This is a genomic window from Lebetimonas natsushimae (assembly GCF_002335445.1).
Classification (GTDB): Bacteria; Campylobacterota; Campylobacteria; order Campylobacterales; family Nautiliaceae; genus Lebetimonas; species Lebetimonas natsushimae.
The window spans coordinates 157,405-181,180 of the sequence record NZ_BDME01000002.1 but is presented as its reverse complement, the minus strand read 5'-3'; the positions used below and the strand labels follow the sequence as shown (position 1 = coordinate 181,180).

The following is a 23,776-nucleotide window of genomic DNA, read 5'->3' as shown; positions in this document are numbered from 1 at the left end:
TATATTAATGAGCATATAAAATAACAATGAAAAATTAAAACCAATAAAATTATAAATTTGAAATCAGATACACTGTTTTTCATCATTTTTACTAAAAACTTACTGATACTCTTAAATATAAAAGAGGAAAAAAATTAAAAATTGTATAAAAACTCAGCTTTTATTTTTTCTTCATCATTGCTTGTATCATTATTATAATTTAAATAAGCATAATATGCCGTAAAACTGAATTTTTTATTAAATTTACATTTCCCAGTAACGGTATATTCTTGTGAATCATTATCACCGCTGTTTTTGTCTTGGTCAATTTTGGCATAAGACACATAAAATTTGGTTTTTTTATCAATTTTATAACCCAGTTTACCATAATAGATATCGGAATCAGTTAAATTAGCCACATTCTTTTTTATATGAACAGGAATATGCCCAATCTTCGCATCAATACTTGTAGAAATTATCCCTGGGTTACTATCGGTTTTGGCATATCCGAGTTCTGTATCAATATTATAAACATCTGCACTTAACTCTAAGTTATAAAAATTATGATTATCGGCATTTGACATTACGGAATCATTAAGTTTTGAAGTGGCAAAATCAGCATTAATACCTATTCCATAATTTTTTAAGAAATTAAGATTTGTCATAATTATAAATGCATTATCAATTAAATCTGTTATTTGATAATCCAACATTTTAACCGAACCAAAATAACTATCTGAATAATTTAACCCTAAAATATATAAATCATTAGAAATATCTTTATTAGATTTGACATTATCAGGTTTTGCATGATCGATATTAAATAAATGATCAATCCATCCGCCTGTTATTTTTAATTTATCGTTTATATTATATCTACCCATAACACCAGTACCATAACCATAAGTAAATTTTTCACTAGAAATAAAAGGCAATGAATCAAGAGGCATAGTACCTACATTAACTACGAATTTATCATCTGCATAATTTAAATAAAATAAATCATTTTCCAAATTTCCACCATTATTTGCAGGAATTTTAGGATTATTACTTGTGGCTTTATCATATATATTTCTTTCAGAATTAACACTCCAAATAATTTTCATATTTTCAGCAACAGGTACTTTAAAAATCAATTTAGCGTCTGTTCTCCATCTGTTATAAGAAATATCACCTTTTGTTTTATTAGCATTATCATCAAAATCAAAATAATAATATCTGATTCTCAAAGCACCGTTAACATTTATACATTTAATTGCTTCTGTTAAAGGAGTAGCGTTTGCAACATTTATAATTCCCATTGACAACAGTATTGCAAAAGAAAATCTTTTAAAAAACATCGTCTTCCTTTTAACTTTTAAAAATTATTCGTTATTATATATAATATATTAAATAAAAAATCATTATTGTAATAACAAAAATCTTAACAATAAAGTATCTGACACTTTTTATTTAAAATAAAGCCCGAAAGGGCAAAGAAGAAATTAGAAGTTATATCTTAATTCTGCTCTCACTTCTTGAGTATCTTGATTTCCTGCATTTTCTGCATCGTTATTGTAATCTAAGCTTGCATAGTAGATATTAGCACCGAATTTTTTGTTAAATTTATATCCAGCACCGATATCAAATTCATCACTGTCAATATTGTTAGTAGCGTTTATTGTTCCTGCGTTTTTACCACTGCTTTGGTCAATGCTTGCATAAGAAGCCCAAATGTTTGTTTTTTCGTCAATGTTGTATCCAAGTTTTCCATACCATACATCAACATCAGTCATATTTGCAACATTATATCTCAATTCCATAGGAATTTGACCAATTACTGCATCATCACTTGTAGCAATCACACCCGCTTTATCGTTAGTTCCCGCATATCCAAGTTCCGCATCAACACCAGCAACATTTGCAGTAAGTGCTACTCTGTAATAATTATGATTGTCTACATCAGTTAATCCTAACGCTTTATCATCAAGTTTTGAAGTAGCAAAATCAGCTTTAATTCCTACTCCATAGTCTTTTAAAAGATTTAAATTCGCCATAACCATAAACGCATTTTTAACTGCATCTGTTACATGGTAATCCCAAGCCTGAACACTTCCAAATGCATCATTTGAATAAATAACACCTGCAGTATAAACATCTTTTGCACCGCCATTAATTGCTGCAGAAACAGGATAATCTAAATTTCCTTGATCAAGTGTTCCGTCAGCATTAAACAAATGATCAACCCATCCACCAGCTACAGTTAATCCGTTACCTGCATTATACATAGCAACTACACCTGCACCGTGACCAGTTGTAAATGGATCACTTGAAGCAAATGGCAATTTACCAAGAGGAACAACACCAACATTAACAATTAATCCATTATTTGCATAATTTAAGAAAAATAAGCTATCACTTAGTCCAGTTTTTGCTACATTTGTTTTTTTACCAGTTAATGTATTAGTTCCTGCATCAACTCCAGTAATTACATATGATCCATTGCTTACACCAGTTGTAGCTTTATCATATACATTGGTTTGAGCATGAACTCTCCAAACTATTTTCATATTTTCAGCAACCGGAACACCAAATACCAATTTAGCATTTGTTCTCCATCTGTTATAGCTTAAATCACCACTATCTTGATTTGCATCAAATTTATCATAATAATATCTGATTCTCAAAAATCCGTTAAGACTTACACCTTTAATTGCGTCTGTTAGAGGAGTTGCACTTGCAACACTCATTGAACCCATTGCTACTAAAGCCGCTAAAGATAATTTTTTTAGCATCTTCTCTCTCCTTTGTTTAAATTTAATTTTGTCTCACAATTATATCGTCAAATTCAAAAAAAATCAAATGTTTTTTATAATTTTTTGCAAAATTTTCCAAAGTTGTTAATAATTTATTAATAATTTTCTCGTTCATTCTCAATTTTCCATATATTCATTATATATTTTTACCTTATTTATCATACCTTGGCATACCCATTATATTATATCCGCTGTCTACAAAATGCACTTCACCAGTTACTCCGCTTGAAAGATCACTTAATAAATACATTCCCGAATTTCCAACCTCGTCAATAGTCACGTTTTTCATAAGTGGGGAATTTTTTTCATTATATTTAAGTATTTCACTAAAATCACCTATTCCGCTTGCCGCAAGTGTTTTAATAGGACCTGCACTAAGGGCGTTTATTCTAATTTTTCTCTCACCAAGATCCACCGCCAAATATCTTACACTCGCTTCCAAAGCCGCTTTTGCCACACCCATTACATTATAATGAGGGATATATCTTGTACTTCCAAGATAAGTAAGTGTCAATATACTCGCCCCGTCATTCATAATAGGTTCAAGTTTTTGGACAAGTTCTATTAATGAATAGACACTGATTTCCATTGCAGTATTGAAAGCCTCTTTTTTAGTATCAATAAATTTTCCATCAAGCGCTTCTCTTGGCGCAAAAGCAACAGAATGAACAAGAAAATCAATCTTTCCATAATCTTTTTCTATATTTTCTCTCAAAGCAATTAATTCTTCTTCCTTACTTACGTCTAAAGGATAAATATGTTTTACTCCAAGTTCGTTCGCAACTTTTTCTACACGTGGCTTTAATTTATCATTTTGATAAGTAAGAATAACTTCAGCTCCTTCCCTTTTGCAAGCTTTTGCAATTCCGTAAGCAATTGAACGGTTATTTGCCACACCTACAACCAAACCTATTTTTCCTTCCATTACACTCATTTATTCTCCTTTGCTTTTTTTATCATTTGTTTAAACACATTTACATCCAAACTGGCACTTCCTACCAAAACCCCGTCTACATTTTTTATTTTTATAATATCTTCTATATTATTAAGCTTAACACTTCCGCCGTAAAGTATAGGTTTAGAGGTAAATTTTCTAATTTCTGCATGAGTTGCTCTAATTTCATCTATACTTGCACTAACTCCAGTCCCAATTGCCCAGACAGGTTCGTATGCGACAATCAATTTTTCATATTCTAAATCAATCCCCCTGAACTGATTTTTTAAATATTCAATTACCGCATCAATTCCTTTTTTCCTAATTTCAAGCGGCTCGCCGATACAGTAAAATATTTCAAATCCGTTTTCTTTAAAAAAATTAAATTTTTCAGCGATAAATTCCTGTGTTTCACCTAATATGTGTCTTCTCTCACTGTGGCCTATCAAAATTCTTTTTATATTAAATTCATTAAGCTGCTCAAGTCCGATTTCCCCGGTATATGCACCGTTAACAGTGGGATATGCGTTTTGAGCCCCGATTAAATCATCTTCAGTTAAAGCGGTCTGCGGAGGAAAAACAGCGACTTTAACATTTTCAAAATCAATAGTTTTAAGCTCTTTTAAATATTCTACTGTTTCTTTTCTTGTTTTATTTGTTTTAAAATTTGCCGCTACTATCATTTTATCTCCAATGCCGCAATTGCAGGAAGTTTTTTACCTTCAAGCAGTTCCAGGCTTGCACCGCCGCCGGTTGATATGAATGTCATCTCTTCGTCATCCCCGGCTCTTTGAACCGCATCGGCCGTATCTCCCCCGCCTACCACTTTAATTCCGTGGCTTCTTGCAATTTCATGGGAAATTTTAAATGTCCCCCTGCTAAACTTATCCATTTCATAAACCCCCATTGGGCCGTTCCAAAGAATTGTCTGCGCATCCCATAAAACTTCCCCAAAAAGCCTAACACTTGCAGGTCCTATATCAAGCCCCATCCAATCATCCGGAATTTCTTGGGACGGTACATATTTTACCATTGCATCTTCTGCAAACCTGTCAGCAACCACTATATCAACCGGCAGATAAAATTTAACACCAAGCCTCTTAGCCTCGGCCATAATTTTTAATGCCTCATCAATCAAATCATCTTCCACCAGACTTTTACCTACATTATACCCCATAGCCTTTAAAAATGTAAAAGCCATACCGCCGCCGATAATCATTTTATCCACTTTATCAAGCAGATTCATTAATGCCTGAAGTTTTCCGCTTACCTTACTGCCGCCGACAACAGCCACAAAAGGTCTAACCGGTTTTTGAAGAAGTTTATAAAAGAAATTTATTTCCTTAAGCAGTAAAAATCCAGCCGCTTTGTGTCTGTCATCGTAAAATCTTGTAATTGCCTCCACACTTGCATGAGCCCTGTGGCTTACTCCAAAAGCGTCATTTATATAAAACTCCCCATAATCAGATAATTCTTTTGCAAATCCCTCATCGTTTTTTGTCTCTCTCGGGTCAAATCTTAAATTTTCAAGCAGTAAAACTTCCCCGTTTTGTAAATTAACCGCTTTGCTTTTTGCATCAGGACCGACAACATCATCTGCCATAATCACATCCTGATTTAAAAGTTTTGAAAGTCTTTTTGCAACAGGTTTTAGTGAATATTTTTCATTAAATTCCCCTTTTGGTCTTCCTAAGTGAGAGCCTATTACAATTTTACACCCGTGGTCTATTAAATACCTGATGGTAGGAAGCGCCATTCTGATTCTTCTGTCATCCGTAATATTTCCAAACTCATCCAAAGGCACATTAAAATCACATCTTAAAAATACACTGTTTCCCTCTTTAAGTTCCAAATCTTTCGGCGAGTTTAAATTCATATCACTCCTTTCATTTAATTTAATTATTTATTTTTCATTTTACATTTTATAAATATATTCCGCCATTTCAATCATTCTGTTTGAATAACCCCACTCGTTATCATACCAGCTGAAAATTTTAACAAGATTTTTATTTACTTTTGTAAGATCAGGCGCAACTATGCTACTTGCGGGATTTGAATTAATATCACTGCTTACTTTAAATTCTTCATCAACTTCTAAAATACCTTTTAAATCAGTCATTGAATGAAATTTAATCAGCTCATTTATCTCTTCTTTTGTAGTATCTTTTTCAAGTTCAAGTGTTAAATCCATAAGGGAAACATTTGCAACAGGCACTCTTATACTTACACCGTCAAGCCTTCCTTTTAAATTAGGAAGCACCTTATAAATTGCTTTTGCAGCCCCGGTAAAAGTCGGTATTATATTTTCAGCCGCCGCACGGGAACGCCTTATATCCCTATTATTTGGAGCATCAAGAAGTTTTTGGTCCATTGTATATGAATGAATTGTGCTCATAAAACCTTTTACAATTCCAAATTTTTCATCAATTATTTTTGCCACAGGTCCAAGACAGTTTGTGGTACATGATGCATTTGAAATTATGCTCTCACCTTTATAATCTTTATGATTAACACCAAGTACATATGTAGGAGTATCATCATTTGCGGGAGCAGAGAGAATAACTTTTTTTACATTTCCTTTTAAATGTCCTTTGGCTAAATCGCTGCTTAAAAACTTACCGGTACACTCAAGAACTATATCAGCTTCACCAAAAGGTATTTCGGCAGGAATGGTTTTTTGAGAATAATTAATAAAATTTTCTCCCACTTTTAAAGTATTTTTATCAATTATTTCAACTTCTTCGTTTAAAATTCCGCGGGTTGTGTCATATTTAATTAAATATGCGGCGCTTTTTATATCCATTAAATCATTTATTGCCACTATTTCTATATTTTTTTTAAGCGCCACCCTTAAAATACTTCTTCCAATTCTTCCTATTCCATTAATAGCAATCTTCATTTACGGCCTTATTCTTGATTTTATTTCTTCAAGAAACTTATCCATTTGATATTTTGCCCTGTATTCTTCGCTCATTAAATGTATTAGAATATCACCCAAATCTATTACAATCCAGTCTTCACTTTCATCAATTCCCAAAAAAGTCTCACCCATCGGTTTTAATGTTTTTTTCAGATGATCAAGCAGTGCCGCACCGTGTTTATCGGCCATAGTGGTTGCCACTATTACGTAATCCACAAAATAATCTTTATCCCTTAAATCATAATCCATTATATCAAGAGCTTTTTTTTCATCGAGAAGCTCTTTAATTTTTGCAATTCTGTCCATAAAACTCCTTTATTTCTTTTTCTATTTGTTTTGGTAAATATTTAAAATTACAATTTCTGATTTCTGTGGAACTAATGGGAATATTAACTCTCAAAACTTTTTTAATATTATACTTCTTAAGCAAATCTAAATCAACTTGTCCTCTTGTTGCCACTACAAGTTCTGTCAATTTTAAAATCTCATCAATATTTTTCCATTTGTCAAGCGTTTTTAAATTGTCACTTCCGATAATAAAATATTTCGGTCTAAATTTTTTAATAGTCTCTATTGAATAAACGGGTCTGTTTTGTTTTATTTCAAAATCACTTACTTCAACTTTTGGATTATCTTTAAAAATTTTTTTTAACCACTTAAGCCTAAGTTCAGCCGGGGCGTGAAATGTTTTTTTTAGAGGATTTAAGTAATTTGGCATTATTATCAGTTTATCTATATCAAGCTGTTCAAGAGCTTTATTTACAATTTCCACATGTCCTAAATGGGGAGGGTCAAAACTGCCTCCGAAAATCGCTATATTTCCCATTCGCTGATAAGCTTTAGTCCATTTTCTTTTAAAATTTTACTTGTAAGCCCGAATGCATCACACTTACACTCACAACCGTTTATATAAGCACTTGTTTTTTTAATTCCGCAGCTAGGGGATTTTTCTTTACCTATAAAAATTTTAATCCCTTCTTCCTTGCAAATCCTGAGAGCCTCTTTTGCCCCTTTCAAAAATGCATCTGTTTTATCAACCCCGTTTATATCAATAATTCTATCCCCTATAAATCTGGCAGCCGGTCTTGGGGTCGGAAGAGCAAAAGCCTCGGGACAAAAAGGGATAAGTTCATATTCTTTTTTTAATTTATCAAGTTTCTCTTTTTCAAGCGGCTTTGATTTTCCGTCATACCTGCAGGGAAATCCCAGCATACATTTGCTAATCATTGCCTTTTTTTTCATATTACATTTTTTCTTTTGCATTTATTCCAAGTAAATTTAGTCCAAGTTTTATAATTATTCCGACAACCGCCAAAATTTTAAGTCTGACTTCTTCCCTCTCACTTCCGATAACTTTATTTTTATTGTAAAACCTATGAAATTCACTTGCCAAATCTATCAGATAGTTTGTAAGCCTGTGAGGTTCCCTGTTTATAAATGCATCTTCTAATACATATGGAAGTGTGAGTGCAAAAAACAATAACTCTTTTTCATCATCTTCCAAATTTTTAAGTTCCACATTTTTTACATCATCATAATCCATATTTTTATTTCTAAATATAGAACGTATTCTTGCATGTGCATAATTCACATAAAAACTCGGATTTGAAGAATCTTCTTTTTTTAAATCATCCACGTCAAATTCAAGGTGTGTATCCGCCCTTTTTGTTAAAAAAATAAAACGCAGGGCATCAGCTCCGACATCTTCAACCACATCCCTGACCAAAATAAAATTACCCGCCCTTTTACTCATTTTATAAGGCTCTCCGCCTTTTAGAAGTTTTACCATTTGAGAAAGAAGTATTTCCAATTTATCCGGGTCAAACCCCAAAAATTTAATAGCTGCTTTTACCCTTGCAATATATCCGTGATGGTCCGCCCCCCAGATATTGATATATCTGTCATAATTTCTTTTGAATTTATCCCAGTGATAAATAATATCACCTGCTAAATATGTAGGTCTTCCGTCCTCCCTTACCACAACCCTGTCTTTTTCATCTTTAAATTCAGACGATTTTATCCATACTTTACCGTCTTTTTCATAAAGTGCACCGTTTTTTTCTAAAATTTCTCTTACCTCATCCCAGTATTTATATAATTCTTTTTCACTTACCCAGTTATCAAAAGGAGTTACATTAAGGGCCTTAATATCTTTTTTTATTTCATCTAACATCTTCTCTTTTGCCCACATCATAAGTGTTTCATCGTTGAAATTATTAATATCAATCTCTTTTTTAAAATAATCTTCTCCAAATTCTTTTATAGCTTCACCCGCTAAGTCTTTAATATATTCACCTCTGTAATATTCTTGCGGCCAGTTTACATCAAGTCCCAAAATTTCCCTTGCGGCCAGATACACTGAAAGTCCAAGAAGCATAATTTGTCGGCCTGCATCATTTACATAATATTCAGTATCTATTTTATATCCTACATGTCTTCCAATCCTAGCTATTGAATCCCCGTAAATAGCCCCCCTTGCATGGCCGATATGAAGAGGGCCTGTTGGATTTGCGGAAATATATTCAAGCAAAATTTTTTCTTTTCTTTCACTTTTGCCAAAATTTTCTTTTTCATTTAATACTTTATTTGCAAATTCATCTAAAAACTTATCGCTGAGTTTAATGTTTACAAATCCGCTTAGGGCTTCGACATTTTCAAATTCTTCGCAACCACTTAGTTTTTCACATAAATTTTTTGCAAATTCCACAGGGTTCATTTTATTTTCTTTTGCATATTTAAAAACAGGTACTGCAAAATGTCCGAAATCCTTCTGTTTTGGTTTGTTAATCGGAGGATGTTCTTTCAAATGCTCTTTAAAAATATCGGCAACTCTTTTTTTCATTCATTTCCTTTCCATTTGTTTATAAATTTATTTACATCATATTTACTTCTTTTAATAAGTGATGCAATTGCAACCGCTCTTAAATATTCTTTTGCCTCTTCAAAATCATCATTTATAAGTAAAAAATCATATTCATCAATCTTTTTCATTTCATTATAAGCATTTATAAGTCTTATTTTTAGGCTCTCTTCAGTTTCAGTTCCTCTTTTTTTAAGTCTTTCAATAAGTATTTTTTCATTTTTGGTAGTCACAAACACACTTGTGGTAATATTCGGATATGCTTTTCTTACATTCTCATGTCCTTGAACGTCAATATCCAAAAATACAATTTTACCTTCATTCAAAGCCTTATCTATCTGTCTTTTACTAGTGCCGTAAAAATTACCGTGAACTTCCGCCCACTCAAGAAAATAACCTTCTTCTATATCTTTTAAAAATTCTTCTTTACTTACAAAAAAATAATCAACCCCCTCTTTTTCCCCCTCACGCATTGGTCTTGTTGTAGAAGAAATACTAAAATACGCCCTATCCCCCAGTTCTTCACAAACACTTCTTGCCAAACTTGTTTTTCCGCTTCCGCTAGGACCCGATACCACTAAAATACTTCCCTTCATTTCAATCTCCAAAATCAATGGTTATGGTAACTTTTGCTTTTGCTTTTTTAAGTTCTTCCCAATTAATATTTAAAATACTTCCAAGTGTTTTTGATTGTATATCATTTTCTGCTTTTTCCATAATTTTTTCTTCAGGTTCTTTTATTTCTTCAACACTTGCAATTTTTTCGGATTCTTCTTCATTTTTATTTTCTATTTCTTCACCCAAAGCTTTGGCAAGTTCATCCTCATTAATGTTTTCTAATTCCAAATCTTCCATAGTTTCACCTTTTTGTACTTCTTTTTCAGCTTCATTTACTACCTCAGGAAGTTCTAATTCTCCGTTTTCTCTCTCAACCTCTTCTTCTGTAACAGGTTTATTTTCATCGGATTCTTCTAAATTATCTGTTTTTTTATTATTCTCTTCCAATTCTTCTTTTTCAATATTTATTTCATTTTCTTCTTTTTCTGATTTTTCTTCTGGGGTATTTTCCATACCTGCAAAACCTTCTTTCTCTAATTCTTCCGCATTTTCTTCATGTTCTTCTTCATTGATTTCCAAATCATTTAACAATTCTTCATTATTTTCAATTTCATTCTCTTCTGTTTTTTCTTCACCGCTTTCAATATTTTCCAAATCACTATTTTCAACTTCCTCTAATTGCTCATTTTGATTATTTTCTTCAGCAATTTCTGCTTCTAAAGGTTCAACTAAATCTTCATCCTCCAACAATTCCTCTTCACTTACGGATACAGTGTCTTCTATGTCTGAATCGGGAGCCTCTTCCAGAAGCTCGTCTTCTGTGATTAAAACATCATCTGTCAAATCTTCCAATTCTTCAATATCTCCCAAATCCTCTTTTTCATCATCACTCTGTATTACTTGATCCAAATCATCGAGTGCAAAATCATCAATTCCTTCTTTTTCTAAATTTTCTAATTCAAAATTTTCTTCTTCAAGATTTAACTCATCATCAAAATTTTCTATATTAAAATCATTTTTTTCTTTTTCACTATTGTTAAGTTCCGGCAATTTCTCAATAAGATTTATTAAATCAGTCGGCAAAAACGGTTTTGTAATATATTCATCAAAACCGGGTAATTTGGCATCTTTTTTAGATAAAATCAAAACAAATTTAGCACTGCTGAATTTTTCTTTTAATTCATTGAAAAAAGATTCATCATAATCATCTTTATCTATAAATACGGCTTCAAAATCCTCTTCAGGTACAAAATCTTTTGTACCTATTATAACATCATCACCTTTTTTCTCCGCACTTAACGTAAAAAGCTTTTCAACAGTGGGATTTGAAGATATTAGTAAAATTTTCATAGCTAACCTCGTTTTTTTATTATAATTATATTAAAAAAAGGGATAATTTGAAAAAATTCATTTTAATTTTTATCTTTTTGCTTTTAAATGCAGATAAAATTTATTTTTTACCTTTTGACGGATATAAAGCCCAGAAAGAATTATCTTATATTTTTTCACACGCACACAAAGAAATAAAAATAGCAATTTATACCTTTACAAACAAAACTTTGGCAAAAGCCCTGAAAAAAGCCGCAATTCATACTAAAATATATATTGTGGCAGATAAAAAAGAAGCAAAATATTCCCGTTCAGTCATTCCAAATCTTGCAGCAATCAGAAACTTTAATGTCTATCTTTTAAGCGGCAAACCTTACAAAGACGGTGAAAAAGCCAAAATGCACGTTAAAATGTCCATTGTTGATAATAAATATTTAATTATCGGAAGTGCAAATTATTCATACAGTGCATTTTTTAAAAATTATGAATATATTTTAATCACAAAAGATAAAGAATTAATACATAAATTTAATTATTTTTTTTATAAACTTAAATCACTTGCAAAGCCTTACAGACTCAGCCGATAATCTGAACAATATAATTAAAAGCCTCTATAAATTTATTGCTAAATACGTGCATAAGAGAGCCGATTATAGCAATTAAAATTAAAAAAGAAAGCCCTATTTTTATAGGAAACCCAACTACCAACAAATTAAACTGGGGCATTGTTTTCATTATCATTCCAAAAATAATATCGCTTAAAATCGATACTGCCAAAACAGGAAAAGCCATAGCCATACCGAACAGAAAATATTTAAACATATAAACAACAAAAAATTCATAAAAAGAGTGAATATTAAAAACCGCCCCCAGTGATAAGGAATTTAATGTTTTACTCATCAAAACTATTTCTAAATGATCTCCTCCAAATGAAAAAAACACCAAAATGGCAACCCATGTAAAAAACTGTCCTATAATATTGGTATTTATTCCTGAATTTGGGTCAATTACGTTTGCCAGAGTAAATCCCATAACAAAACTGATTTGCTCTGCCGCATATTTTAAAATGTCAAAAATTAAATTCAGAGCAATACCCACAAAAAAAGCCAAAGCACTTTCAAATAATACAGCCAAAAAAATATTTATAAAATTAATTTCAAATGTTATTTTAGGGGTCAGTGGAAAAAGTAAAATGCTAAGCCACAGGGCAAAAGCCGCTTTTGCGCTCATAGGAATTGTGGGATATGAAAAAAAAGGCATAAATGACAAAAATGAGGCTATTCTTATAAACAAAAGTAGAAAAGTTACTGTATTTACAGGTGTTAAATAATTAATTAACTCCACTTTTAAACCAATGGAAAATGGATAATGAAAAATGGAAAATTAATTAATTTAAAAAATTTATAACACAATTTCCTATTTTCAATTTTATATTTTTTATTCTCCATTATCCATTCTCCATTACCCATTAAAAAGTGTTAGTTTTTTATTTTTCAACTCATAAATTTTATCAAATTTTTTTGCAATTTCTATATCATGAGTTACTGTTATAATTGATGCACAGTTTTCATCGGCATATTCTTTTAAAATATCTATTACCTCATTGGCATTAACACTGTCTAAATTCCCGGTAGGTTCATCTGCAAATATAATTTTAGGTTTTTTAGTCAGAACCCTTGCAATACTGACCCTCTGCTGCTGACCTCCGCTTAAGGTTTGGATATTTTGATTTATAACATCTTTTATTTTAAGTCTCTCAAGCAAATCATAATCAACTTCTCTGTTACTTAAAATTGCAGCTGCCTGGATATTTTCAAGCGCTGTAAAAGTATTGAAAAGATAGTGAAACTGAAAAATGATACCTATTTTATTTTTACGAAATTCAATCAAATCTTTTTCTTTTAATTTATAAATTTCTTTATTATCGATAAAAACTTTTCCTGTATTTGGTTTTAAAAAAGATGAAAGAATATGAAGCAGTGTAGATTTTCCACTGCCGCTCGTGCCAATTATTGCAATTTTTTCTTTTGGCTTTACTTCTAAATTAACATCGGAAAATAGAAGATAATCAAATGAATGTTTAAGATTTACTGCTTTTAGCATAAGTTTTTCTTAAAAAAGAAAAAAAAGAGTTAAACTCTTTTTATTGAAGGGCTGCTGCAACTTCATCAGCCAAAGTGCATCCGTTTTTAACTAGCCCTTCACCTACTTCAAATCTTACAAAATCAACAAGTTTTGCACTTCCGCCTGCTTTTTTGGCCGCATTTTCAAGAGCTTTAGCAACATTTTCTTTTTTCTCAGCTTTTACATATTCCTGCTCAGTTAAACAGCTTTCTTCATAGAATTTTTTAATTTTACCAGGGATAATTTTTTCAATTACGTTTTCCGGTTTACCTTCTTTTAGAAGTTGTGCTTTTGCAATTTCTTTTTCTTTTTCAATTACATCAGCTGGAACACTTTCAGGATTTAGAAAAGACGGTTTCATTGCTGCAATATGCATTGCAATATCTTTTAGAGTGTCTTTAATTGCATCGCAAGTTTCAGGTTTGTCACACTCAGCTGCAACTAATACACCAACTTTTCCGCCTGCATGGATATATCCGTTTACAATTCCGTTTTCTGGGGCTTTAATTGTAGCCATTCTTCTAACAACAATATTTTCACCAATTTTTGCAATTTTAACTTTAAGTTCTTCTTCAAAAGTTCCGTTTCCAAATTTTGCTTTGTTTAGGCTTTCAACATTTTCAATATTTTCGGTATTGATTGTTTTTACAGTTTCGCTTACAAATTCTACAAATTCATCGGTTTTGGCAACAAAGTCTGTTTCACAGTTTATTTCTACAATACTTCCTTTTTTGTAATCAGGTGTAATGTAAATTTCAACTCTTCCCTCAGCCGCGTTTCTGTCTGCTTTTTTAGCAGCTTTTGCAAGACCTTTTTTTCTTAATATTTCAACCGCTTTTTCTTCATCTCCGTTTGCTTCTACTAGTGCTTTTTTACAATCCATCATTCCAGCACCGGTTTTTTCCCTTAGTGCTTTTACTTGAGCTGCGCTTATTTTAGCTGCCATATTATGCCTCCTCTTTTTCAATTTCTTCTTTTATTTCTTCTTCTGTTTTTGTTTCGTTAGCTGCTTCTTCTTTTACTTCTTTGATTTCCTGATTCATTTCTTCTTCTGTAATCTCCCTAGTTTCTTCCCCTGCGCTCTCAGCCATTTCTTTGCCCTCAATTATTGCATCGGCTATTTTCTCACAGAAAAGATTTACACTTCTTATTGCATCGTCATTTCCTGGGATTGGATAATCAACAACATCCGGGTCACAGTTTGTATCAAGTGGAGCCACAATTGGAATACCAAGTTTATTAGCTTCACCAACTGCAATTTTTTCTTTTACTGTATCAATTATAAATAGCATATCAGGAAGTTTTTTCATATGTCTGATACCGCCAAGAACCCTTTCTAGTTTTGCTTTTCTTCTAGCAAGAATTAATCTTTCTTTTTTAGTTAAAAGATTAATTTGTCCGGTTTCTTCCATTTTTTCAATTATTTCAAGTTTTCTGATTGATTTTTGAATTGTAGGGAAGTTTGTAAGCATACCACCAAGCCATCTGTGGTTTACATATGGCATTCCAGCTCTTTCGGCATGAGTTTTTACAGCTTCTACTGCCTGTTTTTTAGTTCCTACAAAAAGAATTGTTTTTCCTTCAGCTGCCGCATCTCTTACCACATTACAAGCATATTTGAAAAATCTTAATGTTTTTTGTAAGTCAATAATATAAATATTTTTTCTAACTCCAAAAATATATTTTTTCATTTTTGGATTCCATCTTCTTTTTTGATGCCCGAAATGAACACCGCATTCTAATAAATCTTTCATTGTAACATTACACGCCATTTTTTCTCCTTGAATTATTTTTTTATTTTTTGGCTGGGTTTAGCCTCCCTCCCCATTAAGAGCATACGCTCCAACCCGACCAAGGATTGAGAGGTGAGAACTAGAAATGAAATTTTATCAAAGTTTATGTATAATTGCAACAAAAAAAGGATGAATTATGCCAATGCTTGACAGCTTTTTGGTTGATCACGTTAAAATGCCCTCACCTGGACTTAGAGTGGCAAAACATATGAAAACTCCAAAAGGTGATATTATCACCGTTTATGATGTAAGATTTGCAAAACCAAACAAAGAAATAATTGACGAAAAAGCAATGCATACACTTGAACATCTTTTTGCAGGATATATGAGAGACAATTTACCTGAATACGATATAATTGACATTTCACCTATGGGATGCAGAACCGGCTTTTATATGAGTATAATCGGAACTCCAAAAGATGAAGAGGTGATTGAGGCCTGGAGAAAATCTATGCAGAATATTCTTGATACAGATACAATCCCTGAAGCCAATATATACCAATGCGGCAGCTGTTATATGCACTCACTTGAAGGTGCCAAAAAAGTTGCAAAACATATTTTAGAGAATAATATTGTAATAATGGATAATAAAGAATTGGCACTGAATCCTGAAAACATACCAAATATTTGTAATGTAAATCCTGATGAAGTTAAAGTTTTAGGAATTTAATATTCCTTGACTTAATTATTTTTATTTGTTAAAATAGGATAAAAATACTCTTAAAGGATTAATTATGAAAAGAAGAAACGCACTAAAAGCACTTGCAGGACTTGGGGTTTTGGCAGCCACTACACCGGTATTTGCAAATGAAGAAGGATTTTGTAATGTTTACAAATTCTACAGACCTGAAATTAAAAACAGAACAAAAATGCATATTAAAAACCCGGCTCATCCTACCAAAGGTGAACTTAAACACACACCTGAGATTAAAATAGGTGCGAAAAACGTAAAAGGTTATACTTTAATTGAAATTACACTTGGACAAAAAGGAATCATTCATCCTTCAACTGAGAACCACTGGATTGATTTTATCGAATTGTATGTTGACGGCAAAAAAATAGATATTGTTGTGTTCGAACCGGGCAAAGCAATGGGTTACGCTGCATTTAATGTAAAATTAGACGGAGCCAAAAAAGTAAAAGCTGTTGCAGGATGCAACATTCATGGAATTTGGGAAAACGAAGTTTCTCTTTAATTCCTTTTCTCTGTTAATTTTAAAAAAATCCCTGACACCAACAACATAAATATTCTATTATTTTATTTTAATTATGACTGAAACCAATTAAATAAAAAAATATTACGCATTGAGGAATTTAAAAAATTTTTGCATTAAAAAATTTGCATTTAATCTACCATACCGCACAGCCGTTTGCAATTTTTAATAAAATTTTGACGCTTTAACACAATGAATTACCAAGCTGTGGTATTTTATATTATTTTAGTCAAAATCTTAATTTTATAAAACATTAAACTAAAAACTGTTTTTATTTCGTTAATAAAAATTATAAAACCATCATTTTACATTATATAGTGTCAAACACTTTTTATAAAAAACCCGTATTTTACATTTTAATTAATCATTTTTCTTTAGGTGCCCCAGGAACCTGCGGCACAGGGGCATAAGAGGTGCTCTGCTCCCTTCCGGGCCTGAAGCGTTGCCTCTTACACCCCTTGCACAGGGCTGGGACGATGGAATTATATCATAAATTATTAAGAATTTTATTAATTTCACCTAAATTATTACTTTTTTAATAAGTTTAATAAGATTTTAAATTATACCTCTTTAATATTGACTGCTAATAGAAATAGCAATATAATAATTAAAAATTTTTAGGAGATTGATTGAGTTATTCTGTTATATACTTAGATGGTACCAACGGTCTTCCATTTAAAGAATGTGAAGTTTGTAAAAAAATTAAGAGAAACGTTATAGAACCCGTAGCTGTTTTTGTTCCTAAAGAAAAAGAAAATGAATATAAAGAAAAATTTAAAATTTTATCAGAAGAAAAACTTCAAAAAGAGTTAGAAAATCTTTATAAAAATACAAAATGGTATAAAAAAAATTCTAAAAATTTCGCTACTTGTATATTTCATTGTGAAAAAGAAAATGAAATATGGATGGAAAACTTTAATGACGGTTATGAAGAATATGCAAAAAGAAGAGATGAAATAATAAGTAAAAAAGAATCATTTAATGAAAATTTTGAAATAAAATGGAATGAATTTTTAGTAGCAGAATTTTGGAAAAGAATAAGGGCTTATAGGTTTGCTGTCGATTATATTGAATTATGGGAAAAAGAAACCAACTTATTAAAATTTGAAAAAAATCATGAAAAATACGAAGAAAATGTACAAAAATATTGGAATAATTTTTTAAAAAATTTAAAAAATAAAGAATTTGTTCCATCATTAGATGAATTAAAAAAAAATAAAGAATTAATTTTATTTAATTTTGAAAACTTATCAAACAAATCAAAAGAATATGCATTTCAAAATATTATTTTTCCTAAATTCTTTTTTTATTATTTTAATAAAAATTATCACGAAAAAAATATCAATTTCTTTTATTCTAATGAAAAATGGGAACTGAATAATAAAATTAATATTCATAATACTATATTTAAAGATAATTGTAACTTTTCAAAAATTACTATTAATAATACGATAAATATATCAAATACAATTTTTAACAAGGATGCTTATTTTACAGAAATGATATTGAATGGTAGTTTTACTTTTAATAACATAAATCTCGCTAATATTATTAATTTTCAATATACATTATTTAAGTATGATACTCAATTTATAAATTTAACTTGCAACATAATCAGTTTTAAAAGTACAAAATTTGAGAAAAAAATTTTTTTTATTAAATCTACTATTCACCAAACAATTAATTTTAAAAACACAAAATTTTATGACCTAATTTATCTCGAAATTAATTCATTTAACTCAATTATATTTGAAAATAATATCTTTAAACAAAAAGTATTTCTTGATTTTAAAGAAAACAAAAAATGTAATTGTAATTATAATTATAATTTTACATTAAAAAATACAGAACTAAAAGAAGAAAATAAAATTATAATTAGAAATTTAAAAACTGTGAATTTAATTATTGAAGAAATTAATAATTCTACTGATAATTTTTTCTTTTATAATACTAAAATTATAAATTTAGAAGAATATAAAAATTATTTAAATAAGAACAATTTCCCAATAGATAAAAATTTCATCAAGAATTTAAAATCAAATATCTCTATAGTAAATTCTCATCTTAATAAAATGAAATTTATAAACTGTGATTTTTCAAATGCTAAAAATATACATATAGAAGATTCAGACCTTACGGAAGTAAAATTCATAAATACAGAATGGGGAAAAATTTCAGAAAAAAGAATATGTCCTGCTTTATTTGAAGAAAAACCTAAAAAAGCAAGAGAAACTTATAGACAATTAAAATATGCACTTGATAATCAAAAAGACCATATAAATGCAAACGAATTTTTCTCACTTGAAATGAAAGCTTATGGGAAATCTTTAAAATGGAATAATTGGCAAGATAAAATTATATTTACAATTAACAAATGGACATCAGACTTTGGACAAAATTGGATTAAACCTTTAATATGGATATTTATTTCTACTTTAACAATTACTTATTTAAGTTTATTTAAAAATTGGCAAAATTTATTGCAATTTACTTTTAAAGAAATTTTTCCATTAATACCTGCCATAATATTTTTAATATTTATAAATGTAAATTCAAATGAAAAAGGAAAATTTAAAAACTTATTATTTGTTATAACAAATATTTTATTTATTTTAGGATTTACTTTTGCTATTTACGAACAAAGAAAATGGAACATCTTTGATGATATAGCAAATATCTTTAATGTAAAAAAACAATTATCTTCTAACAAACACATTATTATAGGATACAAATTTTTATATTTACTATATACTATACTTTTATCATTTTTTATCTACCAATTCATAATAGCCGTAAAAAGAAAAACAAAAAGATAATTAAGCTAAATTAAGCCTGTCCTCTTTTTTTTCCATTACATAATGAAAAATACTGAGTATCCCAAAAGCCGGTGCATAAAAATTAAGTACGGGAATAAAGTTAAACACTACGCTAATAATACAAAAAGCCCAGATTTTTTTCCTGTCAATTTCTTCTTTTCCAAAAAGCATAAAAACAGTTTGAAGAAGTGATTCTTTAATTAATACAGCCCATAAAAATACAATTATTAAAATATTTACAAAAGGTACAAACATTAAAGGATATAAAACTATCATCCCCACTAAAAAAATTATAAAATCCCTTAAATTAATTAAAACTATTTTTATTATATTAAATTCTTTTTTTGTTTCAACTTCCGGATATTCCTCTTCTTTTAACTCTTCTAAAACTTTAGTACTGAAAACTACAAAACTGAAATAAAAACTTGCAATATAAAAAGAATAAAATATAAATCCGAGCAAAATATTTGAAACAACCTCCTCAATGCTCTGAAAAGGAAAAATCCTAAGCAGATTTTTTATATATCCGCTAATTTCACTGTGAAATGTCAAAAATATAAAACTCCAAAAAAGAGCAATCATACTGACAATTGAAATTGAAGCAAAAATATTTTTCAAAAATTTCCCAAAAAGAGAATAAACAATTCCAAGAGTTGCCAAAATAAGCTGAATCCAGACAATCATTATAATAAACTGACTTCCTGCATTTTGCAAAAATTTAAAAGGCATAAAAGAAATTAAAAAATTAGTAACCTTAAGTCCATCCTTCCAAAACCAAATAGCAACTATTATCCATAAAGCAGCCAAAACACTGCCTAATGTAACAGATAATTTTTGTATTTTTACATTTTTTAAATCACTGAAAGCCTCACTTATTGAATAAATAAATTCCATGTCAATCCTTTTTTATTTTAACTTCAAAAGGCACTGAATCCCTAATATGTAAATCATGTTGAGGGAAAGGTATCTCAATTCCGGCTTTATTCAATGCCTCATAAATTACTTTTAAAAATTCACTTTTTGTACCTCTTGGACGCATAGCATATTCACCTTTAACCCAAACAAAAAGTTCAAAATTCAAACTACTATCTGCCATTTCAATAAAAATCAGCTGAGATTTATATTGCGGTTTTCTTAAAAACGGCAGATTTGATTTATATATTGCTTCAAGCACCACTTTTTCAACTTTTTTTATATCAACTCCGTATGCCACTCCAAAAGGTATTCTAAATCTGACAATTTCATCACCAAGAGTCCAGTTTATTACCCTGTTTTGTATAAAATCCTGATTTGGAACAATAATATCTATATTGTCATTTGTTCTTATAACGGTTGAGCGCATATGAATATCTATAACTTTTCCTCTTGTATTTTCATCTATTTGAATATAATCATCAACTTTTATTGATTTTTCAAACATCAAAATTAGTCCGCTTACAAAGTTGCTGACTATATTTTGAAGTCCAAAACCAATACCTACAGATAAAGCCCCTGCTATTATCGCAAGAGAGCTTAAATCAATACCCACCATTTTTAATGAAAATATAAAAGAAATGGCCAAAATAGTATAATAGCCCATATTAGCAAGTAATGTGGCATTCGAATAAGAAATGTTGTATTTTTTTCTCAAAGAATAAATCAGTTTTTTATAATATTTACCTATAAACCATCCAAAAAATAAAATAATACCAAATAAAACTAAATCAAGGGGGGTAATAAAATTATTCCCTATTTTAAAAATAGGATATTTAATTAAAGAAATCATTTTATCTAATGTATTTTTTAACTCTGTTTTTGAATTGTAAATTATTGCTTTTGTCCCAAATGTAAATGTTTCAAAATCGTTTAAAATATCATTTATTTCAGTTAAATTTGTTTTTTTTGAAAAAAATTCTATTTTTTCAGCTATACTAAAAGCTTTTTTATCTTTATGCTGAAGTGCATCAAAAAATAAAACAAGATAATTTTTTATTAAATTTTTATAAATTTTTTTCTGTTTTTGAATATTTATATTTATAAATTGCTGAATTTTCTTTATATTTTCCTCATTATTTAAAATTTGCCATTTTTGAAGATTAATATTCAATTTTTCAAATTCTTTTTGTTTTTCTTTTAACAAATTATTCCAATAATCTATATTCTTTTCAGCATCTTCAGGATTGAATTTAACATCAAAAAGTTTTTTATAAACTTTTTTTTCAAAAGTTTTAAAATTTTTATCTAAAAATTCATATTTTTTATTATAAATCTCAACAAGCTTTTGATAGTAAAGAGTTTGAAGTTTTGATGTTATATCATTATTTGATGAAAGAATATCTATTTTTTTATTCGTTTCTTTAATTAAAATAGGTAAATTATCATATTCTTTTTTTAAATTTCCTAATTTAAAAAACAAATTCAAATAATCTTCTTCGGTTTTTATTTTCTCAACCAATAAAAAGGGATTTACATAATTTAATTCCTTTATTTTTTTAACCAATGTAATATCTAAAGTATAATCTGGAGAATTTTTATTTATCTGTTTAACAAGTTCATCCAGATTTGCTCCGAATAAATTAATAAAAATGAAAAAAATAAAAAAAAATCTCATTATTTTTTCCTTAAGTGCATTTTTTTAATATCAAATTTTAAATTCATTAAAAAGGCAACTAAAACATATATTATTCCGGTAGGCACTATTACATTATAATCATATGTAATTTCAAGTGACATTACAAGAGCTGTCAAAGGCAGTCTCATATTTACTCCCATAAATATAGCCCCGCCAATGGCTGCAAAATAAAAAGGCTCTATTTTTAAAGTTGTAAAATGGTTTATAACTTCCGCATATCCGTATCCGATTAATGCACCTAAACTCATTAAAGCCATAAATATCCCGCCAACAGCATTTGCATAAACTGAAACACTAATATTGATAATTCTTAAAAAGATTATCAAAAAAAGTAATATTAAAGGAATATGCAAATTGTTATTAATGAGCATCGTTACAAGTTCATGTCCACTAAAAGCTGCATATGGGGAAATTAATAAAATTGTACCTATTGTAAAACCGCCTATTATGGCAAGTATCCAGTTTTTATAAACAAAAAAATAACTATTTAATAAATTATCAAAAAAATATAACATTTTATCTTTTAAAGATAAATATAAAAAATTAAAAAATGCAATAAACGGAATAAACAAAATTCCACTGATTATATATTTGTATTCCAAAAATTTACCTGCTGAATAATTAAAAATAATAGGTTCCAAAAAATTAATCGCAATTGTAAATGCTATCAGACTTGCAAATATTAAAAATCCTGCAAAATTTCTTATAAATTCATAAGCTATATTTTCAATTGCAAACATTATACCTGTAATAGGAGATACAAATATTGCAGCAATCCCGCTACTTGAACCTATACTTAAAGCTACTTTTAATAAATTCTTTGGAAGTTTAAAAAGAAAATGAAACTTATTTGCAATCATTGCTCCAATTGCAGCCGATGGACCTTCGTTTCCCACGGCAAAACCGCTTGCAAGAGAAATAGATGAAGCAATAATCTTTAAAAACAGACTCTTCCAACTAACAAAAAATTTATTCTCCTCAACCGCTTTTGCAATTTCCAAAACTCCGTATTCCCTTACATTTTCATCTATTTTAATTAAATAATTAACAATCAAAATAGCGACAGTAGGTATTAAATAAAGATACCAAACAGGTAAATGATTTATTGTTTCAAATGGATCGCCTAAAAAAAGTATATATTTTAAAAATTCTGTTAAAAGCCCGTAAATTACTATAAAAACGCCTGTAACAATTCCCACTGTTAATGAAAAAACAATTAAATTTAAGACATTAACCATAATGCTTTAATTCCTCCTATTAAAAATAAAAATGAAATAGCACCTATTATTAATCCCATAAGTCTAGTAACTATTTTAAGCCCGTTAATTCCCAATAATTTTGAAATATAAGTTGCATTTTTTAAAATTATATAAACTATAAACACTGAAATGACAATAGAAATAGATAAAGCTCCCTTATCTATTAATTTTTTACTTTTTTCACTTAAAACAATAATTGTTGTTATAACACCGGGACCAAATAAAATTGGAATAGCAAGGGGAATTACAGCGATATTATCTTTTTCCTGAGCTGCTTCGTGTTCATCTTTTGTAGCATTAGTTGGAGCCATTTCTTTACCTTGTACCATGTTGAGTGCAATTATTAAAAGAACCACTCCCCCAATTGCTTTAATGGAAGGCAAATTAATCCCAAAAATTTTTAATACCCAACCACCTGCAATCATTGTAATAACAGAAGCTATTAAAACTGTTAAAGATGTTGTTTTGGAAACAGATGGGATATCAGAATATTTTACAAGAGACACCATAATCGCAGCGGCAGCTATTGGATTTAAAATAGTAATTAACGAAATAGTATCAAAAAGGATAGTTTTTAACATTTA

Annotated in this window: 24 protein-coding genes and 1 other RNA gene; 4 read left to right on the top strand and 21 right to left on the bottom strand. The window is 29.5% G+C overall.

The features are described 5' to 3' along the window. Positions 1-134 precede the first annotated feature (134 nt). The 12 genes from LNAT_RS05380 to LNAT_RS05325 form a co-directional block, all read right to left on the bottom strand. Positions 135-1,319, bottom strand: a complete 1,185-nt coding sequence (locus LNAT_RS05380; protein WP_096259145.1) for a major outer membrane protein — start codon at positions 1,317-1,319, stop codon at positions 135-137. A gap of 144 nt (positions 1,320-1,463) precedes the next feature. After that, on the bottom strand, positions 1,464-2,753 hold the full coding sequence (locus LNAT_RS05375) for a major outer membrane protein (RefSeq protein ID WP_096259142.1): 1,290 nt from the start codon (positions 2,751-2,753) through the stop codon (positions 1,464-1,466). A 172-nt stretch (positions 2,754-2,925) separates the two neighbouring features. Further along, positions 2,926-3,708, bottom strand: a complete 783-nt coding sequence (gene fabI, locus LNAT_RS05370) for an enoyl-ACP reductase FabI (protein WP_096259138.1) — start codon at positions 3,706-3,708, stop codon at positions 2,926-2,928. Beyond that, a complete protein-coding gene (locus LNAT_RS05365) occupies positions 3,705-4,391 on the bottom strand; it encodes a triose-phosphate isomerase (RefSeq protein WP_096259135.1) in 687 nt (228 codons plus the stop codon). Before LNAT_RS05365 ends, fabI begins: the two co-directional genes overlap by 4 nt. Further along, positions 4,388-5,584 carry a phosphoglycerate kinase gene (locus LNAT_RS05360; protein ID WP_096259132.1) on the bottom strand — a complete coding sequence of 399 codons (1,197 nt, stop codon included), beginning with the start codon at positions 5,582-5,584 and terminating at the stop codon, positions 4,388-4,390. Before LNAT_RS05360 ends, LNAT_RS05365 begins: the two co-directional genes overlap by 4 nt. Before the next feature lie 39 nt (positions 5,585-5,623). Continuing rightward, positions 5,624-6,607 carry a type I glyceraldehyde-3-phosphate dehydrogenase gene (gene gap / locus LNAT_RS05355; protein WP_096259129.1) on the bottom strand — a complete coding sequence of 328 codons (984 nt, stop codon included), beginning with the start codon at positions 6,605-6,607 and terminating at the stop codon, positions 5,624-5,626. Next, positions 6,608-6,934 (bottom strand): ribosome silencing factor, encoded by a 327-nt coding sequence (rsfS, locus tag LNAT_RS05350; RefSeq protein WP_096259126.1) that lies wholly within the window; start codon positions 6,932-6,934, stop codon positions 6,608-6,610. Next, positions 6,912-7,454, bottom strand: a complete 543-nt coding sequence (gene nadD, locus LNAT_RS05345; RefSeq protein WP_096259124.1) for a nicotinate (nicotinamide) nucleotide adenylyltransferase — start codon at positions 7,452-7,454, stop codon at positions 6,912-6,914. Before nadD ends, rsfS begins: the two co-directional genes overlap by 23 nt. Continuing rightward, entirely contained in the window at positions 7,442-7,891 is a 450-nt protein-coding gene (locus LNAT_RS05340; RefSeq protein WP_238594003.1) for a 2-thiouracil desulfurase family protein, read from the bottom strand. Before LNAT_RS05340 ends, nadD begins: the two co-directional genes overlap by 13 nt. After that, positions 7,872-9,470, bottom strand: coding sequence for an arginine--tRNA ligase (gene argS, locus LNAT_RS05335; protein ID WP_096259118.1), 1,599 nt, complete (start codon positions 9,468-9,470; stop codon positions 7,872-7,874). Before argS ends, LNAT_RS05340 begins: the two co-directional genes overlap by 20 nt. After that, positions 9,467-10,084, bottom strand: coding sequence for a guanylate kinase (gene gmk / locus LNAT_RS05330; RefSeq protein WP_172413506.1), 618 nt, complete (start codon positions 10,082-10,084; stop codon positions 9,467-9,469). The genes argS and gmk overlap by 4 nt, the downstream gene beginning before the upstream one ends. A 1-nt stretch (position 10,085) precedes the next feature. Then, positions 10,086-11,396, bottom strand: a complete 1,311-nt coding sequence (locus tag LNAT_RS05325; RefSeq protein WP_096259115.1) for a DNA-binding transcriptional response regulator — start codon at positions 11,394-11,396, stop codon at positions 10,086-10,088. Between the two features lie 47 nt (positions 11,397-11,443). Between LNAT_RS05325 and LNAT_RS05320 the strand changes: the two genes are divergently transcribed. Beyond that, complete coding sequence (locus LNAT_RS05320) at positions 11,444-11,962, top strand: phospholipase D-like domain-containing protein (protein WP_096259112.1); 519 nt, start codon at positions 11,444-11,446, stop codon at positions 11,960-11,962. Here LNAT_RS05320 and fliR read toward each other — a convergent pair. The 4 genes from fliR to rpsB form a co-directional block, all read right to left on the bottom strand. Then, on the bottom strand, positions 11,952-12,719 hold the full coding sequence (gene fliR, locus LNAT_RS05315) for a flagellar biosynthetic protein FliR (RefSeq protein WP_096259109.1): 768 nt from the start codon (positions 12,717-12,719) through the stop codon (positions 11,952-11,954). The genes LNAT_RS05320 and fliR overlap by 11 nt on opposite strands. 117 nt (positions 12,720-12,836) lie before the next feature. After that, positions 12,837-13,478: an ABC transporter ATP-binding protein gene (locus tag LNAT_RS05310; protein ID WP_096259106.1), complete on the bottom strand. Its 642-nt coding sequence runs from the start codon at positions 13,476-13,478 to the stop codon at positions 12,837-12,839. Positions 13,479-13,518: 40 nt separating this feature from the next. Then, positions 13,519-14,445 carry a translation elongation factor Ts gene (gene tsf, locus LNAT_RS05305; RefSeq protein ID WP_096259104.1) on the bottom strand — a complete coding sequence of 309 codons (927 nt, stop codon included), beginning with the start codon at positions 14,443-14,445 and terminating at the stop codon, positions 13,519-13,521. 1 nt (position 14,446) lies between these two features. Then, the gene (gene rpsB, locus LNAT_RS05300) at positions 14,447-15,271 is read right to left on the bottom strand and encodes a 30S ribosomal protein S2 (RefSeq protein ID WP_096259102.1); all 825 of its coding nucleotides are present in this window, start codon (positions 15,269-15,271) and stop codon (positions 14,447-14,449) included. Between the two features lie 157 nt (positions 15,272-15,428). Between rpsB and luxS the strand changes: the two genes are divergently transcribed. Beyond that, complete coding sequence (luxS, locus tag LNAT_RS05295) at positions 15,429-15,962, top strand: S-ribosylhomocysteine lyase (RefSeq protein WP_096259100.1); 534 nt, start codon at positions 15,429-15,431, stop codon at positions 15,960-15,962. A 64-nt stretch (positions 15,963-16,026) separates the two neighbouring features. Next, positions 16,027-16,488 (top strand): desulfoferrodoxin family protein, encoded by a 462-nt coding sequence (locus LNAT_RS05290; protein ID WP_096259098.1) that lies wholly within the window; start codon positions 16,027-16,029, stop codon positions 16,486-16,488. 395 nt (positions 16,489-16,883) lie between these two features. Here LNAT_RS05290 and ffs read toward each other — a convergent pair. Beyond that, positions 16,884-16,981, bottom strand: an RNA gene (gene ffs, locus LNAT_RS05285) — signal recognition particle sRNA small type. Positions 16,982-17,135: 154 nt separating this feature from the next. Between ffs and LNAT_RS05280 the strand changes: the two genes are divergently transcribed. Beyond that, entirely contained in the window at positions 17,136-19,322 is a 2,187-nt protein-coding gene (locus LNAT_RS05280) for a hypothetical protein (protein WP_096259095.1), read from the top strand. Here the strand turns inward: LNAT_RS05280 and LNAT_RS05275 are convergent, their stop codons facing one another. From LNAT_RS05275 to LNAT_RS05260, 4 genes are read right to left on the bottom strand one after another with little or no spacing between them, the layout of a single operon-like run. Next, positions 19,323-20,216 carry a hypothetical protein gene (locus tag LNAT_RS05275; RefSeq protein WP_096259092.1) on the bottom strand — a complete coding sequence of 298 codons (894 nt, stop codon included), beginning with the start codon at positions 20,214-20,216 and terminating at the stop codon, positions 19,323-19,325. 1 nt (position 20,217) lies between these two features. Continuing rightward, positions 20,218-21,912: a mechanosensitive ion channel family protein gene (locus LNAT_RS05270; protein WP_096259089.1), complete on the bottom strand. Its 1,695-nt coding sequence runs from the start codon at positions 21,910-21,912 to the stop codon at positions 20,218-20,220. After that, a complete protein-coding gene (locus LNAT_RS05265) occupies positions 21,912-23,171 on the bottom strand; it encodes a chloride channel protein (protein WP_096259087.1) in 1,260 nt (419 codons plus the stop codon). The genes LNAT_RS05270 and LNAT_RS05265 overlap by 1 nt, the downstream gene beginning before the upstream one ends. Continuing rightward, the gene (locus LNAT_RS05260; protein ID WP_096259084.1) at positions 23,156-23,773 is read right to left on the bottom strand and encodes a MarC family protein; all 618 of its coding nucleotides are present in this window, start codon (positions 23,771-23,773) and stop codon (positions 23,156-23,158) included. The genes LNAT_RS05265 and LNAT_RS05260 overlap by 16 nt, the downstream gene beginning before the upstream one ends. Positions 23,774-23,776: the final 3 nt, after the last annotated feature.

Coding starts and splice junctions, on each gene's coding strand:
- LNAT_RS05380 (WP_096259145.1), bottom strand. CDS start 1,319: ATGTTTTTTAAAAGATTTTCTTTTGCAATACTGTTGTCAATGGGAATT.
- LNAT_RS05375 (WP_096259142.1), bottom strand. CDS start 2,753: ATGCTAAAAAAATTATCTTTAGCGGCTTTAGTAGCAATGGGTTCAATG.
- fabI (WP_096259138.1), bottom strand. CDS start 3,708: ATGAGTGTAATGGAAGGAAAAATAGGTTTGGTTGTAGGTGTGGCAAAT.
- LNAT_RS05365 (WP_096259135.1), bottom strand. CDS start 4,391: ATGATAGTAGCGGCAAATTTTAAAACAAATAAAACAAGAAAAGAAACA.
- LNAT_RS05360 (WP_096259132.1), bottom strand. CDS start 5,584: ATGAATTTAAACTCGCCGAAAGATTTGGAACTTAAAGAGGGAAACAGT.
- gap (WP_096259129.1), bottom strand. CDS start 6,607: ATGAAGATTGCTATTAATGGAATAGGAAGAATTGGAAGAAGTATTTTA.
- rsfS (WP_096259126.1), bottom strand. CDS start 6,934: ATGGACAGAATTGCAAAAATTAAAGAGCTTCTCGATGAAAAAAAAGCT.
- nadD (WP_096259124.1), bottom strand. CDS start 7,454: ATGGGAAATATAGCGATTTTCGGAGGCAGTTTTGACCCTCCCCATTTA.
- LNAT_RS05340 (WP_238594003.1), bottom strand. CDS start 7,891: ATGCAAAAGAAAAAATGTAATATGAAAAAAAAGGCAATGATTAGCAAA.
- argS (WP_096259118.1), bottom strand. CDS start 9,470: ATGAAAAAAAGAGTTGCCGATATTTTTAAAGAGCATTTGAAAGAACAT.
- gmk (WP_172413506.1), bottom strand. CDS start 10,084: ATGAAGGGAAGTATTTTAGTGGTATCGGGTCCTAGCGGAAGCGGAAAA.
- LNAT_RS05325 (WP_096259115.1), bottom strand. CDS start 11,396: ATGAAAATTTTACTAATATCTTCAAATCCCACTGTTGAAAAGCTTTTT.
- LNAT_RS05310 (WP_096259106.1), bottom strand. CDS start 13,478: ATGCTAAAAGCAGTAAATCTTAAACATTCATTTGATTATCTTCTATTT.
- tsf (WP_096259104.1), bottom strand. CDS start 14,445: ATGGCAGCTAAAATAAGCGCAGCTCAAGTAAAAGCACTAAGGGAAAAA.
- rpsB (WP_096259102.1), bottom strand. CDS start 15,271: ATGGCGTGTAATGTTACAATGAAAGATTTATTAGAATGCGGTGTTCAT.
- luxS (WP_096259100.1), top strand. CDS start 15,429: ATGCCAATGCTTGACAGCTTTTTGGTTGATCACGTTAAAATGCCCTCA.
- LNAT_RS05290 (WP_096259098.1), top strand. CDS start 16,027: ATGAAAAGAAGAAACGCACTAAAAGCACTTGCAGGACTTGGGGTTTTG.
- LNAT_RS05275 (WP_096259092.1), bottom strand. CDS start 20,216: ATGGAATTTATTTATTCAATAAGTGAGGCTTTCAGTGATTTAAAAAAT.
- LNAT_RS05270 (WP_096259089.1), bottom strand. CDS start 21,912: ATGAGATTTTTTTTTATTTTTTTCATTTTTATTAATTTATTCGGAGCA.
- LNAT_RS05265 (WP_096259087.1), bottom strand. CDS start 23,171: ATGGTTAATGTCTTAAATTTAATTGTTTTTTCATTAACAGTGGGAATT.
- LNAT_RS05260 (WP_096259084.1), bottom strand. CDS start 23,773: ATGTTAAAAACTATCCTTTTTGATACTATTTCGTTAATTACTATTTTA.